The organism is Kribbella sp. NBC_00482 (assembly GCF_036013725.1).
In the GTDB taxonomy this organism is placed as follows: Bacteria; Actinomycetota; Actinomycetes; order Propionibacteriales; family Kribbellaceae; genus Kribbella.
This window is the reverse complement of the sequence record NZ_CP107881.1, coordinates 5,246,364-5,263,177: the sequence shown is the minus strand read 5'-3', so window position 1 is coordinate 5,263,177 and position 16,814 is coordinate 5,246,364. Positions and strand designations below refer to the sequence as shown.

The following is a 16,814-nucleotide window of genomic DNA, read 5'->3' as shown; positions in this document are numbered from 1 at the left end:
ACAACTCCCCCGGCCCGTCGAACCGGGGGTCTCGACCGGCGAGATACGGAGAGTGATCGCGTCCTCGCTGAGGATGTGCTGAGGATCCGCGTTGCGGGGTCGCGGGGTGGCTCGGCGCCGGTGCGAGGATGGGCGGATGACGGCGCGAGTACTCGTGGTGGAGGATGCGGAACCGATCCGGACCGCCGTCGGGATCGCCCTGACCGAGGCCGGGTACGACGTACGGACGCAACCGGACGGCGACGGGTTCGAACGGGAGCTGGCGACGTACCGGCCGGATCTGGTGCTGCTGGACGTGATGCTGCCTGGGCGGGACGGGTTCGAGCTGCTGACGCTCGCCCGCGAGACGTCGAACGCGGGCGTGATCCTGCTGACCGCCCGCGACGCCGTCGAGGACCGCCTGCACGGGTTGCGGACCGGCGCGGACGACTACGTGGTCAAGCCGTTCGTCCTGGCCGAGCTGATCGCCCGCGTGGAGGCGGTGCTGCGCCGGATGGGTCGGCTGCGGACCGTGCTGACAGTGGGCGACCTCGAGGTGGACGTCGAGGCGCGAGCGGTACGCCGGGCCGGGACGGCGATCGAACTGACGGCGACCGAGTTCAAGCTGCTCGCGTTCCTGGCCGGACGGGACGGGAAGGTGGTCGGCAAGACGCAACTGCTGACCGCCGTCTGGGGGTACGACGACTACGCGGACAACCTGGTCGAGGTCTACGTCAGCGGTCTGCGCCGCAAGCTGGAGGCACACGGGCCGCGCCTGCTGCACACGGTCCGCGGCTCGGGGTACGTGTTGCGCTCATGAACCTGTCGCTGCGGGTCCGGGTGACATTGACTGCAATCGCCGTACTGCTCGTGGTGCTGCCGATCACCGGGCTGACGGTGAAGGCGGTGTTCGACGCGCAGGCGGAGCGCAGTCTCGACTCGCTGCTCACCGGGCGGGCTCAGCTCGCGCAGCAGCTCGCGCGACAGAACGTTGCACCAGGCAACTTGGTACGGCGGGTGGACGCGGACGGGGTCCGGGTGACGCTGATCCTGCGGAACGGGCGGCAGTTCGGTGCTCCGCCGATCGATTCCGGTGCGACCGCCCGGCAGGTGAAGGCGACGCTGCAGGCCGGTCCGCAGACGAAGGGCGCGACGCTGCTGCTGTCCGCCGACACCGGGCTGCTGGCCGATGCGAGCGCCCGGCTGCGGAACGTGCTGCTGATCTCCGGCGGGCTGGCGATTCTGATCACCGCGCTGGCGTTGGTGATCGGGATGCGGTTCGCGTTGGCGCCGTTGGACGCGATGACCGGGTTGGCGCGGTCGATCGCCGCCGGGCGGCGCGGCGGGCGGCTGCAGCCGGCCCGCGCGGACACCGAACTCGGCCGCACCGCAACCGCCTTCGACGAAATGCTCGACGCCCTCGAAGGCGCTGAAGGGACGGCGAGGCACGCGGAGGCGGCGGCCCGGAGGTCCGAGGAGGTCGCGCGGCTGTCGGAGGATCGGATGCGGGAGTTCGTGGCGGACGCCGCTCATGAACTGCGCACGCCGGTGGCCGGGCTGCAGACGGCTGCCGAGACCCTGATCCAGCTCGGGCCGGACGCGTCGGCCGCGCAACGTGAGGAGCTCGAGTTGTTGTTGGTTCGCGAGTCGCGTCGAGCCGGCACGCTGGTCTCCGACCTCCTCGAACTCAGTCGGATCGACGCCGGGCTCCAGCTCCATCTGGCGCCCGTGGATCTCCGCGACCTCGCTGAGGCCCAGGCTGCTCGTCTTCGGTTGGTTGCGCCCGACGTTCGCGTGGAGCTCGTCGGCTCGGCTACGGTCACGGCCGACGCCGATCGGCTCACCCAGGTCCTCACCAACCTCGTCGACAACGCCCGCCAGGCGGGCGCCCATGCCCTCCGCATCACAGTCGCGCCAACCGGCGTACGCGTCGAGGACGACGGTCCCGGCGTACCGCCACCCGCCCGCGAACGCATCTTCGCCCGCCTGGTCCACGGCCCCCACAGCAAAGGCGCCGGCCTAGGCCTCGCGATCGCCCGCGGCGTAGCCCGAGCCCACGGCGGCGACCTAACCGTCACAAACCGCCCCGACGGCCACCGCGGCGCCGCCTTCCACCTAACCCTCCCACCCCTCGCCCCACCACCTGACCCACCCCAAACCTGACCCGCCGCGACCGCATTTGCCTGGCTGACCCATCAAATCGGGGGTTCCACACCCGGGTTCCGGGTCATGAACCCCCAACGTGCTGGGTCTGCCAGGCAAATGCGGGCCTCAGGTTGGCGAGGTGCAGGGCTCGGGCAGGGCGGTGCTGCCGGCGGGGCGGGCGCGGGTCGGGGCGGGGGTCGGGGCGGGGTCAGGTTCGGAGGAGGTTGTTGATGGTGGTGGTGTGGTTGGCGAGGATTTGGGCGGGGTCGGCGCCTAGGACGTGTTGGAGGACTGTGGCGTAGACGTCGCGGAAGTCGGTGGTGGACTTCAGGTCGCCGTTCGACAGGTCCGTCAGGCTGGGCTGTTCGCCGTAGAAGCCGCCGGTCACCTTCTCGCCGAGTACGAAGACGGGGCCGGCTGTGCCGTGGTCGGTGCCGTCGCTGCCGTTCGCCTGCACGCGGCGGCCGAACTCCGAGTACACGAGGACGACCGCGTTCTTCCCGCGGTCGGTCCGCTGCAGCCGTTGTACGAACGGCGTCAGCGCACCGTCGAGCTCGGTCAGCAACCGCTGCTGGGTCCCGCGCTCGTCCGCATGCGTGTCGAAGCCGCCGAGCGACGCAGAGTACGCCCGCGTCGGCACGCCCGCCTCGATCAGCCCGGCGATCAGTTCGAGTTGCGCGCCGAGCTGCGAGGCACCGCCCGCGGACGCGCCCTTCGTGCGCTCCTCATCGTCCTCGTCCTCCTGCTCATGACCGCTCCGCACCGCCTTCCCCAGTACGTGCGTCGCGTTCTGAAGATCCTGCACCGACTTCGCCGCCCGCGCCTGCCAGTGCCCCTCCCCCGGACTCGGTTTGCCCAGCGCCGCGTACGCCGTACCCAACGCACCGCCCGGCAACGCCAACCCGCGCAACGGTAGCGATGCTGCGGCCGTGGTCTCACCGGCGAGCAACGGAGGCAGGGTCGGCTCGACGGAAACCGCCCGCAGCGGGTCCGCCCCAGTCGCATCCAACCAGCGGCCGAGCCACCCGGTCGGTACGGGCGACTTAGGCGACGCCGTCTGCCAGATCGCCATCGACCGGAAGTGACTGCGATCGGGCTCCGGATAGCCGACGCCCCGCACGATCGCGAGCCGCTTGTTGTTCCACAGCCCCTTCAGGCCCTTCATCCCCGGGTTCAGCCCGAGCCCGTCGCCGAGGTCGAGCACCTCGTCGCCCTTGTACGCCAGGTCCGGCCGAGCCTTCTGGTACGCCGGGTCCGCCGCCGGGACGACTGTGTTGAGCCCGTCGTTCCCTCCGTACAACGTGATCACGACCAGCACCGACTGATCGCTCGGCAGCGGATCGTCGACCGCCGCAGCCATCAGGTCGGACCAGTTCACCTGGGTCGCCCCGGCGGCCAGCGCGCCGGCCGCGGTCACCCCGCTGAGCGTCAGGAACCGTCGTCTCGTCAGATTGTCCACAATTCTCCTATCCGCTCACGACGTACTCGGGTGCGCAGGCCGCAACCGCGGCCAGCTGCGCTGGATCCTTGACACCGGCCAGCGCCGACCGGGTCCGTTCGGACCAGCTGTCGACACCGAGCAGTGCGCCGACCGCGCTGACTCGATCGGTTGCGTTGTCGACAATCGACAGGTCGGCCTGCTTCGCCAACTGCTGTGCGAGCTGCAGCCGCGTTAGGCCGGCAGACGTGGTCAGCCAACTCGCACCGGCCGGCCAACCGCCGACGCTCGGCGGGCGGTATGGCAACTGACCCATTCCCCGCAGCCCCGCGAGCAACTTGGTCTGCTCCTTCTCGGCGAGCTTCCCCGGCCGGACTCCCAGCGCCCGCAGCAACCCGACCGCCCACTCGACCGGCTGCTTCACCAGACTCGCCGCCGGATTCCGGAACCCCGCTTCGCCAACCATTGCCGTCAGCAACGACCTCACGTCCCGGCTGCTGCCGTACGCCGCGCTCAGCCGGGCAAGCGTGGCCGCGTCGGGCGGCGTCGCCGACACCAACCGGAACCACAGCCGCCCGATCACGAACGCGGCCGACGCGGGCTGTGCCAATGCAAGCTGTGCGAAGCCCTTCGCGTCGAAGTTGCCGGTCTTGCCGAGCACCGTCTTCGTCCCGGAGTCGAACCGCCGGGGCTGGAAGGTCGCGCCGTTCTCGCGCAGTACCCACCCGGTCAGGCAGCGAGCGCCCTGCGCCACATCCGCTTCCTGGTAGTGGCCGATGCCGAGGGTGAACAGTTCCATGAACTCGCGGGCCAGGTTCTCGTTCGGCGAACCCTTGCGATTTCGTTGACCATCCAGCCATCGGATCGTGGCATTGTCGACAATCATCGCCTGCGCCAGGTCGCCGAACCGGCCGAGGGCGAGGCGGCGCTGGGTCTGGTTCTGGGCCAGCATCCAGGCGGCGTTGCGGACCTTCTGGTTGCTGGTCGCGAAGTGCCCGTGCCAGAACCAGGTCAGTCGCTCCCCCGCGGTCCGGCTCACGACCATCCGATCGAGCCACCAGACAGTCAGCTTGCGCTCCTGCGCAGCCCGCTCCCGATTAGCAGCCTTCTTCGCCGCCGGATCCTGCTTCTTCCCATCCGGATCCTGCTTCTCCGCGCCCTTGTCCTGCTTGTTCTGCTTGTTCGCTTTCGTCGGCGGTTCGAGGCCGGTCGGTGCGGGGATCGCAGCCGCGGCTGCGTCCGTGGTCGGGCCGAGCAGGCGCCGTACGGTCGCGTCGACGCCGGCCTCCAGGTCGCCCGGCGCGGGGCCGAAGCCCAGCCGATCGTTCAGCCGCCGCACGACGGCTCTGTCACTGATCCCGGTCATGCTCCCGATCGTGTCCAGCACACCGCCGCCGGGCCAGGATCCGGCGGCCTTCTTCAGCGGATCCACAGGTTCGAGTAGACATCGTCTACCGACCTCGTGTAGACACTGTCTACGTGATCGCCCTGGGCCTGTTGACGGCTTCCGCCTGCTGCCACGCGACCTGGAACCTACTGCTGAAACGCGGCGGCCTGGGCGGTCCGGCGTTCGTCTGGCTGTGCGGCCTGCTGATGCTGCCCGTCTCGATCGTCCTGCTCGTTCGCGGCTCACTCCAGACGGTCTGGTGGGCCGGCCTGGTGAGCATGGCGCTGCACACGACGTACGCCGTCACGCTGCAGAAGGCGTACGCGCTCGGGGAGTTCTCGACGGTGTACCCAGTCAGCCGGGGTACGGCGCCGGCGCTCGTGACGGTCGCCGCGATGCCACCGCATCCGCAGGTGTACGTCGGCGCCGCCTTGGTCCTGGCCGGCGTGCTGATCCTCGATCCACCGCGTTCACAGCGGCGCAGCGTCATGCTCGGGTTGGCGGTGGCCGGATGTACGGCGGCCTACACGTTGTGGGACGCGTTCGCGGTCGACTCGTTGCAGGTCGAGGTGCTCTCGTACCTGGCGGTGGCGAATGTGGCGCAGATCGTCGTGTTGTCGACAATCGTCCGCGACTTCCGCGGCGCGGTCCGGCAGTGGCGGGCAGCCGTACCGATCGCGGTGTTGATGCCGGCCAGCTACGGGCTGGTCTTGCTGGCGTTGTCGTTCGCCTCGGTCGGAACGATTGCGGTCGGCCGGACGCTGAACGTCGTCCTCGGCGCACTGCTCGGCGCAGTCGTGCTCCGCGAGCGGCCACGTGTCGCTGGCCTGGTCGTGGTGGTGGCCGGCGTACTTCTGGTGAGTGTTTGAGAGGAGCTTCGGTGAGGGATCTGGTGTGTTTGCACGCAGGTACGAGCGGACCGTCGACATGGGACCGCTTCGTGCCCGAGTTCGAGGCGCTCGGCTATCGGGTGCACCGTCCGACCTTGCTGGGCCACGGGACTGCGCCGCGGCGGCGACCGTACCTGCTCGACGATTTCCGCGATCACACGCTCCGTGAGCTGGACGGGCTGGAACGGGTGACGATCGTCGGGAACTCGCTCGGGGCGTTCGTGGCGAGTGCCATCGCGGCGGCGGAACCCGAGAGGGTCGAACGCTTGGTACTCGAGGAACTGCCGATCCCGCCACGTGATTCCCAGGACCGCGACCCGACGGTGCGACCGATGCCGACGCTGGGATTGCTGGCGGCCGGCTGGCTGACCCGACGCAAAAGCGATCCGCTTCTACTGAGAGACGTCATCGCCGACCTCCGCCGCCCGCAACCAGCCTGGTGGACCGGGCTGGCCGCGGTGCAGGCGCCGACCTTGCTGCTCGCCGGCGGCCCCACGAGCCACCTGGACCAAACCCGTTTCCCCCTCGTCGCGGAAACGATGCCGACGGCAACTGTCACGACGATCGACGCCGGCCACCGGATCCACACCAAGGCGCCGGAACGCTGGCTGGACGTCGTTCGCGGATTCCTTGCATTCAAGGGCGCTTGAGCTTTTAGGGTTCTCGGCATGACTCGGATGAGGATCGCCCGGCCCAGCACCGACCTCGCGGCGATCGAGCGGTTTTACGTCGACGGCCTGGGGCTGAGCGTGCTGTACCGGAAGGCCGACGATCATCATCACCTGCTGATGGTGGGGTGGCCCGACGCCGAATGGCACTTGGAGCTGGTCGCCGATCCGGAGGTGCGGCCGCAACCGACCGACGAGGATCTGCTGGTGATCTACCTCGATGGCCCGGTGCCGGACGACCTCGTCGAGCGGCTCGTCGCGGCCGGCGGGACCGTCGTACCGTCGCGCAACCCGTACTGGGACACTTGGGGTGTGACGATCGTGGATCCAGATTCGTACCGGTTGGTTCTGTGCACGCGCTCCTGGAGCAACCGATGAGCCGGGCGGAGACTCTCCTCGAGCGGATCGGGGCTCACGGACTCGGCGTGCTGGTCACGATCAAGCGGGACGGCCGGCCGCAGCTGTCCAACGTGACGTACGTGTTCGACGGGACACGCGTCCGCGTCTCCCTCACCGACGGGCGGGCGAAGACCCAGAACCTGCGCCGCGACCCCCGCGCCAGCCTGTACGTCGACGGTCCCGGCGGCCGCTCGTACGTCGTACTCGAGGGCAAGGCCGACCTCAGCCCGGTCGCCGCCGAGCCGTACGACGAGGTGGTCGAGGACCTTGTCGACTACTACCGGACCGCGTCGGGCGAGCACCCGGACTGGGACGAGTACCGCGCGGTGATGGTGCAGGACAAGCGGCTGATGTTCTCGATGACCGTCGACCACGCGTACGGCATGCCTAAGCCGTGACTCCCTCGCCCGGATCGTCCGGATCGTCCACGACGCGCGTTGCCCGAACGGCCTGCCGGTAGCTCCGTGGGGCAACGCCGTTGACGCGCTTGAACGCGTTGCTGAACGCGCTGTCAGAGGTGTAGCCGAGCGAGCGCGCGAGGGCGGCCATCGGCTGGTCGTCGTCGCGGAGTGCTCGCTCGGCCAGGCGCATCCGCCAGTTGAGCAGGTACGTGAGCGGCGGGACGCCGGCGACGGAGCGGAAGCGTTCGGCGAACGTCGTACGGGACATCGCCGCGGCCTGGGCCAGCTCCTCGAGCTGCCAGGCGCGACCAGGCTGGTCGTGCATCAACTCGAGCGCCGGCGCGATCCGCTCGTCGGCGATCGCGCGGAGCCAGCCGACCGGGAGGGACTCGGCATCGGCCAGGCAGGCGCGCAGGGCCTCGAGGAAGAGCAGGTGGGCGAGGTCGTCGGCGGCGAGGCTCGCGCCGGGCGCGGTGGTCGATGCCTCGCGCAACAATCTGTCGAGCAACCAGCGGAACGTCGCGGCGCGTTCGTCGGTGGCGCGGAGGTGGATGACCGGCGGGAGGGCGCGCATCAGCAGCTCCTCGCCGGTGCGGTTCAGGGACACATGACCGCCGATTCCGACGACCTTCGGGCCGACACCGGTCTCGACGCCGCTGCCGAACCGCGCGATCGGACCGTCCGCGGCGCCGAACGCCTCGACCGCGTCCCCGACCGGGACGGTGTCCGAGTTGCCCTTCACGAACTCGTGGCGCCCGTCGAAGAGGACGACGTCGCCCGGCTCCAGCTCGATCCGGCCGGTCCGCAGCTCCGCGCCGAAATCGATCCAGCAGGTGCCCTCGACCGCGGCGGTGAACTTGAGGCGCCGCGTGGCCGGGTACCGCAGAGCCCACTCACCGATCGCCTCGAAGCCGAGGGAGACATGGCAGTGCGCCTCGGTGAGCGCGAGGGTGTCGGCGAGCGGATCGGCCACCTCCGTACTATCGCGCAAGTATTCGGCACTCTCAAGCATTCTGCGTCCGCAGCGAGGCTCGTAGCGTCGAAGACATGCAAACACCAATGGGTTCCGGATTCACCGCGGCGTCGACGACGGACGATGTCCTCGACGGCGTCGACCTGAACGGCACGATCGCGATCGTCACCGGCGGATACTCGGGTCTGGGCAAGCAGACCGTCCTCGCGTTCCGGGCGGCCGGGGCCGAGGTCGTCGTCCCCGCGCGGGACGTCGCGCGCGCCACCGGGGAGCTGGCCGATGTCGGCGGAGTGGTGGTCGACGAGCTCGATCTGCTCGATCCGGCGAGCATCGACGCGTTCGCGGAACGGTTCCTGGCGAGCGGGCGACCGTTGCACATCCTGGTGAACAGCGCCGGCGTGATGGCGAACCCGCTGACCCGGGACGCCCGCGGCTACGAGTCGCAGTTCGCGACGAACCATCTCGGGCACTTCCAGCTGACCACGCGGTTGCTGCCCGCCTTGCGCAGGGCCGGTGGTGCTCGGGTGGTGTCGGTGTCGTCGCGCGGGCACCGGTACAGCGACGTCCACTTCGACGATCCGAACTTCGAGCACCGCGAGTACGCGCCGTACGAAGCGTACGGCCAGTCGAAGACCGCGAACGTCCTGTTCGCCGTCGAACTCGACGAGCGCGAACGGGCCAACAAGATCCGCGCGTTCGCCGTGCATCCGGGCAGCATCATCACGCACCTGACTCGGTACTCGAACCGCGAGACGTTGCGCCAGGGCGGCTTCCTGGACGAGAACTACGAGCCGATCATCGACCCGGACCGCGGGCTGAAAACGGTCGGGCAGGGCGCAGCGACGCAGGTGTGGTGCGCGGCAAGTCCACAGCTCGAGGGGTACGGCGGGGTGTACTGCGAGGACGTCGACATCGCAGCGGTGCACGCGTCCGACGTACCGGACACCGATGTGCTGGCGGTGACTCCGGGCGCGTTCGGCGTACTGCCGTACGCGATCGACCGGGACAGCGCGCGCCGGTTGTGGAAGCTCAGCGAGGAACTTCTCGACCGCGGATAAACCAGATGCGGTAACCGGCTGTCTCGGTGGACGCTGTCGGTGTGGACATCATCAAGCTGTCGCCCGACGACGAGGCCGGGTGCATCGAAGCAGTCGCCTTACAGAGCGCTGCCCTGAAGCAGGACTGCCCGGAGATGCTCGTGGGGACCCCACGAGGGTTCGCGGACATGCTGCGCTACGGCTGGGACATGGATCCCGAGCAGGCGTTCCTGGCGCGGGACGACGACGGCACGACTGTCGGGCTGCTCGTCGTGTCGCTGCCGACGTACGACAACACGAACCATGTGTGGTTCGACCTGTCGGTCCATCCGGACCATCGTGACGGTGCGGTCGCGGCGGCGCTGATCGAGTACGTCGAGCAGCTCGGTCGCGACAACGGACGCGCGATCATTGGGTACGGCGGCTTCGACCTGCCCGAGGCGATCGCGCTGGCGGACAAGCACGGCTACGAGCGGAAGGCCGTCGAGGTGAACCGCCGCCAGGAGCTGACCGGTCTCGACTGGTCGGTCGTCCAGTCGCTGTACGACGAGGCAGTCGCGGCGGCGACGGCGTACGAGCTGGTCACGCTCACCGGTGCGCTGCCGGACGACATGCTCGACGGGATGATCGCGGTCACCGCGTCCATCAACGACGCGCCGAAGGACGACCTCGACATCGAGGACGACTTCTACAGCAGCGAGCGGATCCGCGCGTACGAGGAAGCTCAGGCGAAGAGCGACCACACGCTCTACCGCGTCATCGCCCGCGAGAAGGCCACCGGCGCGCTCGCCGGCCACACGGTGATCGCGGTCGAGCGCGAACGCCCGCACATCGGCCACCAGCACGACACCGCGGTCTCCCGCGACCACCGCGGCCACCGGCTGGGCGCCCTGCTGAAGTCCGCGATGCTCCTGAAGCTCCGCGACGCCGAGCCGGCCCTGGCCCAGGTCGACACGTGGAACGCCGAGTCCAACGACCACATGATCGGCATCAACGAACAGCTCAACTACAAGATCGTCGCCCGGATCCTGGCCTACCAGAAGACGGTCTGAAACAGACCGGGGGCGCCGCAACCAGCGACGCCCCCGGCCTCTTCTGCTGAAAACTCAGTTACTGCTGAAAGCTCACTCGCCCACGAGCTGGTTCCAGTGGCCGGTGATCGGGAAGATGCCGGTGCCCGGGATGGTCCCGCCGGTGACCCGGCCGTAGGACGTGACCGCGGTCTTCGAGCCGTTGAACTTGCTCATCGCGTACTGGTACGCCGAGTCGGTGTCGTTGTCGAAACCGGTCACCAGCGAGCCGCCCCTGTCACCGCAGCCCCTGGCGGCCAGCGACTCGTACGCCGCGAAGCCCGTGCTCCGCACCAGCTTCAGGATCGGCTTCGTCGAGGCGGCGGCCGGGATCCGGACCGTCCACAGCGCACCGGCCTTGGTGGTCATCAGCAGCGTGTCGTACAACGGGTTCTCCGCCACTACGGTCATCGCCTTGAAGCCCTTGAAGCCTGCGAAGTGGCCAAGTGCCCGGAAGGTGGCACCCGACGCCGCGTAGCGGTACAGGCTGCCGTTGGTGCTCAGCCCGTACAGGTACGAGCGGTTCGGCGCGGTGATGGCGTAGTTCGATGTCACGAGCTGGGTGAAGCTGGTCCAGCCGGAGCCGATCCGCGCGTACGTCGGGCGCGCGTTCTCGGTGTCGAAGTAGGTGACACCGCGGTACAGCGTGCCGCCCTGCACGAACAGGCTGTGGTAGTAGAAGTGCGCGTCGGTCTGCACGCCGTACCACGTCGTGTTGAGACGCGTGCCGACGAACTTGAACTCCCCGAAGAACTCACCGCGCGGCGGCTTGGCCGGCGTGACCAGGACGTCGTTGATCCCCGGCGTCGGGGTGTTGAAGCCGACATCCTGCGCGCATCCCCCGGAGGCGAGCTTGGTGTTCGGCGTGGTCTTCAGGTTGCCCTTGGCCGGGTTGGCCATCGCGGGCGTCGGGTCGGACCGGACGGCGGCGGTGGCCGGGCCGGCGGCGGCCGTGGCGGCGAGCATACCGACCCCGGCCAGGGCGAGCGCGAAGCGCTGCAGCTTCATACTGGGAGTCCCCCTCAGGACATGAATGACCTCGATGAGCCTCGAGATCGTGCGCGAGCATAACGTGCGCAGGGGACGGAAGGCGCCGCATTTGCACCTTGTTGCAAGGGTTCCAGGCTAGACCGCCTGGACCACTGTGACCTTCATCTCGTCGGAGAGGGTCTAGAGCCCGAACAGGCCGGCCACCCGGTCGACCAACTCGTCCTCGGTCTCGCCGGTCTCGACCACGAGCCCGGTGAGGCCAAGACGTTCGGTCTCACCGGCGACTCGTTCGGTGAACCTCCGGTCCCGCTCCAGCAGGTTGCCCAGCGCCCGCTCCGGCGTACTCGTGCGGCCTGCGATCGACCAGAGCGACCCACGCTGCTCAAACGCAGCCCGCTGAAAGCTCGGTGTCGGCAGCAACCAGACGGCCTGCCGGCGATCGGCCAGGAGTGGCGCGACCAACTCCGGTAGCAGGCGGAACCCCTCCACTACAACGGGTTCCGCCGGCAGCCTGAGCAGGTCCTCCACGATCAGCTCGAACGCCTCACCGCGGAACCAGTGGAACGTGTCGAGCATGATTTCCGGCGACCGGTTCGCCCATCGCTCGTCCATGTCCATCGCGAGAAAGTCCTGCAGGTACGGCGTCGCGCGCGGATCGCTGCGCGCCGCGTGGTCGCCCATCGACCGGTCGGTGTCGTAGCGGCGCAGGCCGTACCGGTCCGCGAGGCGCCGGGAGATCGTCGACTTGCCGGCCCCGGTGCCGCCACCGAGCCAGTAGACGTGGGCGAGGTCCGTCATACCGGCTCGACGATGGTGACCTTCATTTCGTTGGAGAGCTCGAAACCCAGGCCCCGGTAGAGGCGGATCGCGTTCGTGTTGGCGCCGCCGGTGTGAAGGAACGGCGTCCGGCCGGCTGCGGTGATGTGCGCGGCGACCGCGCGGATCAGCCGACTGGCGAGGCCTTGGCCCTGGTACGACGGATGCGTGCAGACCGCGCTGATCTCGGTGTGCCCGGGGAGGGCGAACCGCGTACCGGCCATCGCGATCAGCTCGCCGTCGCGGCGTACACCGACGTACGTGCCGAGCTCGATCGTGCGGCTCCGGAACGGGCCCGGGTCGGTCAGGGCGACGAGGGCGAGCATGTCCGGCACGTCGTCGACGCCGAGGACGACTGCTTCGGGGTCGGCTGCCGGAAGGGAAGCCGGCGCCACGAACTGCACCAGCTCGATCTCACGGTCCAGCTTGAAGGTGTCCGGGAGCGGAAACTCAGGACGCATCAGCGCGACCACGGTCCCCGGTCCGACCAGTTCGGCCGCGTCAACCCAGTCCTGTGACGTCGGTACGTCGGGCAGGGCGAGGAACGGCGCGATCGCCGACGGGTAGCGGCGGGCGTTGCCGCGGACCTCGGCGAACGACGCGTGCGGCCCGGTCAACGCGGCGTACACGGGATTGCGCAGGCTCATCAGAAACCCAGTTTGCGCAGGTTCTTCGCGTCTGTCTGCCAGTTTTTCGCGATCTTGACGTGCAGGTCGAGATACACCGGCGTACCGAGCAGGGCCTCGATCTGGTGGCGGGCGGCCGCGCCGACCTCGCGCAGGCGGGCGCCCTTGTGGCCGATCACGATGCCCTTCTGGCTCTCCCGCTCGAGGAAGATGTTCGCGTAGATGTCGAGCAGCGGCTTGTCCTCGGGGCGGTCCTCGCGGAGGTTCATCTCGTCGATGGTGACCGCGATCGAGTGCGGGAGCTCGTCCCGGACACCCTCCAGCGCCGCCTCGCGGATCAGCTCCGCGACCAGCGTCTCCTCGGGCTCGTCGGTGATGTCGCCGTCGGGGTACAGCGGGAAGCCGTCCGGCAGCAGCTTCACGAGTTCGTCGGCGACCAGATCGACCTGGAACCCGGACGTCGCGGACACCGGCACGATCGACGCCCATTCGATGCCGGCGGACTCGCCGAGCGCCTGGATGTCGGCCAGGTGCTCGACCATCCGCTCGGGTTCGACGAGGTCGGCCTTGGTGGCGAGCGCGACCTTCGGAGTCTTCGCGACCTTCGCCGCCTCGGCCGCGAGGAAGCGGTCGCCCGGGCCGATCTTTTCGCTGGACGGCAGGCAGACCGCGATCACGTCGACCTCGGCCCACGTGGTCTTCACGAGGTCGTTCAGCCGCTCACCGAGCAGCGTGCGGGGTTTGTGCAGACCGGGGGTGTCGACCAGGATCAGCTGCGCGTCCGGCCGGTGCACGATCCCGCGGACCGCGTGCCGCGTGGTCTGGGGCTTCGACGACGTGATGACGATCTTCTTCCCCACCAAGGCGTTGGTGAGGGTGGACTTGCCCGCGTTCGGCCGGCCGACGAAGCAGGCGAACCCCGATTTGAAGTTCTCAGGTGTGGACGACATCGCGGACCTCTCCAGTGCCAAGGGCAAGTACTACGGGAATGTTGGCGCCGGCGAAGTGCCGTACGACGCCCACATCGGCGGATTCGGACTCGGTGACCACCGCGGCCGCCTCGAGACCCTTCACCCCGGACGCGAGCGCCATCGCCACCGCCAGTTGCAGGGCGGTCAGCTCGACCGTGTCGAGCGCGACCGTGCAGGCGGAGTACGTCCGCCCGTCGGAGTCCCGTACGGCGGCGCCCTCGGCGGCCCGGGTCCGCGCGCGGGCAGCGCGGGCGAGCGTGACGAGTTTGGCGTCCTCAGCGGAGAGGTCTGACAACAAAAGCTCCTAGGCGTGTTGGTGGTTCTGGTCGTGCGGGGTGGGCGTCGGCTCCTCGCGGCGTACGAGAACCGTACCTACCTGGTTGCGGCGGCCGGACGGCCGCTCCGCGGTCAGCGACAGACCTTCGATTCCCACCTCGGCGCCGGGGATCGGCACCTTGCCGAGCAGCTTGGCCATCAGGCCGCCGACGGTGTCGACGTCGTCGTCGTCCAGCGGTACGCCGAACAGCTCGCCCAGCTCGTCGATCGGCAACCGGCTCGACACCCGGTACGAACCGTCGGACAGCTCCTGCACCGAGTCCGGGTCCTCGTCGTACTCGTCGGTGATCTCGCCGACGATCTCCTCCAGGATGTCCTCGATCGCGACCAGTCCCGCCGTACCGCCGTACTCGTCGACGACGATCGCCAGGTGCATCCGGGCCGCCTGCATCTCGCGGAGCAGCTCGTCGACGGGCTTGGAGTCCGGGACGTACATGCACGGCCGCATCACCGACTCGACCCGCTCGGTCGACTCGGCCTGGGCGTTGTCGTACACCCGGCGCATCACGTCCTTGAGGTAGACGACGCCGACGATGTCGTCGAGCGACTCGCCGATCACCGGGATCCGCGAGTACCCGGACCGCAAGGCCAGCGACGTGAGCTGGCGGAGCTTCTTGTGCCGCTCGATGTAGACCATGTCCGTGCGCGGCACCATCACCTCGCGGACGATGGTGTCGCCGAGCTCGAAGACCGAGTGGATCATCTGCCGCTCGCCGGACTCGATCACCGCGGACTTCTCCGCGTAGTCGACCAGCGCCCGCAGCTCAGCCTCGGTCGCGAACGGGCCCTCGGCGAACCCCTTGCCCGGGGTCAGCGCGTTCCCGATCAGGATCAGGAACTTCGGCAGCGGCCCGAGGATCCGGGTCAGCGCCATCACCGGGCCGGCCGACACGATCGCGAACCGGTCCGAGTGCTGCCGGCCGAGCGTCCGCGGCGCGACCCCGATGATCACGTACGAGATCAGCACCATCACCACGGCGGTGATCAGCACGTGCTCCCAGGTCACCGAGAGAACACCGGACAGCGCCTGGGTGACCAGGACGATCGCGGTGATCTCGCAGATCAGCCGGAGCAGGAGCAGCGAGTTCAGGTACCGCGGGGCGTCGGACAGCAGGTCACGCAGCCGGACCGCGCGCAGGTTGCCCAGCTCGACCTGCTCGTTCGCCCGCACCTTCGAGTACGACGACAGCGCCGCCTCGGCCCCGGCGAACAGCCCGGCCAGCAGAACGAGCACCGCAGCCACAACCAGGAGAACAAGGTCGTGGGAAGTCATCTCGGTATCACGCCTCTAGCCGGTTTCCAGGGGCTCGCCATGCTTCCAGCAGGCGGCCCTGGACGTCCCACATCTCCGCCTTCTCGGCGGGTTCCGCATGGTCGTACCCGAGCAGGTGCAGGATGCCGTGCACCGTCAGCAGCTCGAGCTCCGCCCACGTGCCGTGGCCGGCCTTCGCGCCCTGCGCGGCGGCGACCGTCGGGCACAACGCGATGTCGCCGAGGTGCCCGAGCGGCAGGTCCTCGTCGGCGTCGCCGTCGGAACCCGGCCGCAGCTCGTCCATCGGCCACGACATCACGTCGGTCGGACCCGGCAGGTCCAGGAACTCGACGTGATATCGCGCCATGGTGTCCTCGTCGACCAGCTTGATCGACAGTTCACACTCCGGGTGCAGCCGCAGCGACGACAGCACGAACCGGCTGAGCCGCATCAGTCCGTGTGCGTCGATCTCGACCCCGGACTCGTTGTTGACCTCGACGTTCATCGGTGGTTGTCAGCACTACCTTCATAGTTTTCGTACGCCGAGACGATTCGCCCGACCAGCTTGTGCCGGACCACGTCGTGCGAGGTGAGCCGGCAGAACGCCAGGTCCTGGACGCCCTCGAGGATGTCCTGCACGACCCGCAGCCCCGAGTGCATCCCGTTCGGCAGGTCGACCTGGGTGACGTCACCGGTGACCACCATCCGCGAGCCGAACCCGAGCCGGGTGAGGAACATCTTCATCTGCTCCGGCGAGGTGTTCTGCGCCTCGTCCAGGATGATGAAGGCGTCGTTCAGCGTCCGGCCGCGCATGTAGGCCAGCGGCGCGATCTCGATCGTGCCGGCGGTCATCAGCCGCGGGATGGACTCCGGGTCGAGCATGTCGTGCAGGGCGTCGTACAGCGGCCGCAGGTACGGGTCGATCTTCTCCGACAGGGTGCCGGGCAGGAACCCGAGCCGCTCGCCGGCCTCGACGGCCGGCCGGGTCAGGATGATCCGGTTGACCTCCTTGGCCTGCAGCGCCTGGACCGCCTTGGCGACCGCCAGGTAGGTCTTGCCGGTACCGGCCGGGCCGATGCCGAACACGATGGTGTTCTTGTCGATGGCGTCGACGTACCGCTTCTGGTTCAGCGTCTTCGGCCGGATCGTGCGGCCGCGGCTGGACAGGATGTTCTGCGTCAGCACGTCGGCCGGGCTCTCGGCCGTGGCCTGCTTGATCATCGCGATACTGCGCTCGACCGAGTCGGCGGTCAGCCCGTGCCCGGTGCGGATCACGGCGATCAGCTCGTCGATCAGCCGCTCGGCCAGGGCCAGCTCGGCCGGCTCGCCGTTCAGCGTGATCTCGTTGCCGCGGACCATGATGTCGGCGGCGAACTCCTTCTCGACGATGCGGAGGAACTCGTCCCGGGCTCCGAGCAGGGCCACCATGTCGATGC

The 16,814-nt window shown here is 68.9% G+C and carries 19 protein-coding genes; 8 read left to right on the top strand and 11 right to left on the bottom strand.

Annotation, left to right across the window (positions count from 1 at the left end):
- Nucleotides 1-136 precede the first annotated feature (136 nt).
- Both OHB24_RS25745 and OHB24_RS25740 read left to right on the top strand, forming a co-directional pair.
- The gene (locus tag OHB24_RS25745) at nt 137-799 is read left to right on the top strand and encodes a response regulator transcription factor (protein ID WP_327633403.1); all 663 of its coding nucleotides are present in this window, start codon (nt 137-139) and stop codon (nt 797-799) included.
- Nucleotides 796-2,142: a sensor histidine kinase gene (locus OHB24_RS25740; protein ID WP_327633402.1), complete on the top strand. Its 1,347-nt coding sequence runs from the start codon at nt 796-798 to the stop codon at nt 2,140-2,142. The genes OHB24_RS25745 and OHB24_RS25740 overlap by 4 nt, the downstream gene beginning before the upstream one ends.
- A 190-nt stretch (nt 2,143-2,332) precedes the next feature.
- Here OHB24_RS25740 and OHB24_RS25735 read toward each other — a convergent pair whose 3' ends face one another.
- Nucleotides 2,333-3,583, bottom strand: coding sequence for a DUF1501 domain-containing protein (locus OHB24_RS25735; RefSeq protein ID WP_327633401.1), 1,251 nt, complete (start codon nt 3,581-3,583; stop codon nt 2,333-2,335).
- Nucleotides 3,584-3,590: 7 nt separating this feature from the next.
- Nucleotides 3,591-4,994, bottom strand: a complete 1,404-nt coding sequence (locus OHB24_RS25730) for a DUF1800 domain-containing protein (RefSeq protein ID WP_327633400.1) — start codon at nt 4,992-4,994, stop codon at nt 3,591-3,593.
- Nucleotides 4,995-5,041: 47 nt separating this feature from the next.
- Here OHB24_RS25730 and OHB24_RS25725 point away from each other — a divergent pair, with 47 nt between their 5' ends.
- The 4 genes from OHB24_RS25725 to OHB24_RS25710 are packed head-to-tail and all read left to right on the top strand — an operon-like array spanning nt 5,042 to nt 7,304.
- Complete coding sequence (locus OHB24_RS25725; RefSeq protein ID WP_327633399.1) at nt 5,042-5,818, top strand: hypothetical protein; 777 nt, start codon at nt 5,042-5,044, stop codon at nt 5,816-5,818.
- A gap of 11 nt (nt 5,819-5,829) precedes the next feature.
- Entirely contained in the window at nt 5,830-6,489 is a 660-nt protein-coding gene (locus tag OHB24_RS25720) for an alpha/beta fold hydrolase (protein WP_327633398.1), read from the top strand.
- A gap of 18 nt (nt 6,490-6,507) precedes the next feature.
- On the top strand, nt 6,508-6,885 hold the full coding sequence (locus OHB24_RS25715) for a VOC family protein (RefSeq protein ID WP_327633397.1): 378 nt from the start codon (nt 6,508-6,510) through the stop codon (nt 6,883-6,885).
- Nucleotides 6,882-7,304 (top strand): PPOX class F420-dependent oxidoreductase, encoded by a 423-nt coding sequence (locus OHB24_RS25710; RefSeq protein ID WP_327633396.1) that lies wholly within the window; start codon nt 6,882-6,884, stop codon nt 7,302-7,304. Before OHB24_RS25715 ends, OHB24_RS25710 begins: the two co-directional genes overlap by 4 nt.
- On the opposite strand, the gene OHB24_RS25705 is transcribed toward OHB24_RS25710, so the two are convergent.
- Complete coding sequence (locus OHB24_RS25705; RefSeq protein ID WP_327633395.1) at nt 7,294-8,280, bottom strand: AraC family transcriptional regulator; 987 nt, start codon at nt 8,278-8,280, stop codon at nt 7,294-7,296. The genes OHB24_RS25710 and OHB24_RS25705 overlap by 11 nt on opposite strands.
- 74 nt (nt 8,281-8,354) lie before the next feature.
- Between OHB24_RS25705 and OHB24_RS25700 the strand changes: the two genes are divergently transcribed.
- Together OHB24_RS25700 and OHB24_RS25695 are read left to right on the top strand one after the other, a co-directional pair.
- Nucleotides 8,355-9,338 carry an SDR family NAD(P)-dependent oxidoreductase gene (locus tag OHB24_RS25700; RefSeq protein WP_327633394.1) on the top strand — a complete coding sequence of 328 codons (984 nt, stop codon included), beginning with the start codon at nt 8,355-8,357 and terminating at the stop codon, nt 9,336-9,338.
- A 41-nt stretch (nt 9,339-9,379) separates the two neighbouring features.
- A complete protein-coding gene (locus OHB24_RS25695) occupies nt 9,380-10,369 on the top strand; it encodes a GNAT family N-acetyltransferase (protein WP_327633393.1) in 990 nt (329 codons plus the stop codon).
- Nucleotides 10,370-10,441: 72 nt separating this feature from the next.
- Here OHB24_RS25695 and OHB24_RS25690 read toward each other — a convergent pair whose 3' ends face one another.
- From OHB24_RS25690 to OHB24_RS25655, 8 genes are all read right to left on the bottom strand, one after another.
- Nucleotides 10,442-11,395 carry a hypothetical protein gene (locus OHB24_RS25690; protein ID WP_327633392.1) on the bottom strand — a complete coding sequence of 318 codons (954 nt, stop codon included), beginning with the start codon at nt 11,393-11,395 and terminating at the stop codon, nt 10,442-10,444.
- A 162-nt stretch (nt 11,396-11,557) separates the two neighbouring features.
- Nucleotides 11,558-12,175 (bottom strand): hypothetical protein, encoded by a 618-nt coding sequence (locus OHB24_RS25685; protein ID WP_327633391.1) that lies wholly within the window; start codon nt 12,173-12,175, stop codon nt 11,558-11,560.
- Nucleotides 12,172-12,840 carry a GNAT family N-acetyltransferase gene (locus tag OHB24_RS25680; protein ID WP_327633390.1) on the bottom strand — a complete coding sequence of 223 codons (669 nt, stop codon included), beginning with the start codon at nt 12,838-12,840 and terminating at the stop codon, nt 12,172-12,174. The genes OHB24_RS25685 and OHB24_RS25680 overlap by 4 nt, the downstream gene beginning before the upstream one ends.
- The gene (era, locus tag OHB24_RS25675; protein WP_327633389.1) at nt 12,840-13,769 is read right to left on the bottom strand and encodes a GTPase Era; all 930 of its coding nucleotides are present in this window, start codon (nt 13,767-13,769) and stop codon (nt 12,840-12,842) included. Before era ends, OHB24_RS25680 begins: the two co-directional genes overlap by 1 nt.
- Nucleotides 13,753-14,088 carry a cytidine deaminase gene (locus OHB24_RS25670; protein ID WP_134000097.1) on the bottom strand — a complete coding sequence of 112 codons (336 nt, stop codon included), beginning with the start codon at nt 14,086-14,088 and terminating at the stop codon, nt 13,753-13,755. Before OHB24_RS25670 ends, era begins: the two co-directional genes overlap by 17 nt.
- 6 nt (nt 14,089-14,094) lie before the next feature.
- Nucleotides 14,095-15,399 carry a hemolysin family protein gene (locus OHB24_RS25665; protein ID WP_327633388.1) on the bottom strand — a complete coding sequence of 435 codons (1,305 nt, stop codon included), beginning with the start codon at nt 15,397-15,399 and terminating at the stop codon, nt 14,095-14,097.
- A 7-nt stretch (nt 15,400-15,406) separates the two neighbouring features.
- On the bottom strand, nt 15,407-15,883 hold the full coding sequence (gene ybeY, locus OHB24_RS25660; RefSeq protein ID WP_130380847.1) for an rRNA maturation RNase YbeY: 477 nt from the start codon (nt 15,881-15,883) through the stop codon (nt 15,407-15,409).
- Nucleotides 15,880-16,806 (bottom strand): PhoH family protein, encoded by a 927-nt coding sequence (locus OHB24_RS25655; protein ID WP_327641102.1) that lies wholly within the window; start codon nt 16,804-16,806, stop codon nt 15,880-15,882. The genes ybeY and OHB24_RS25655 overlap by 4 nt, the downstream gene beginning before the upstream one ends.
- Nucleotides 16,807-16,814: the final 8 nt, after the last annotated feature.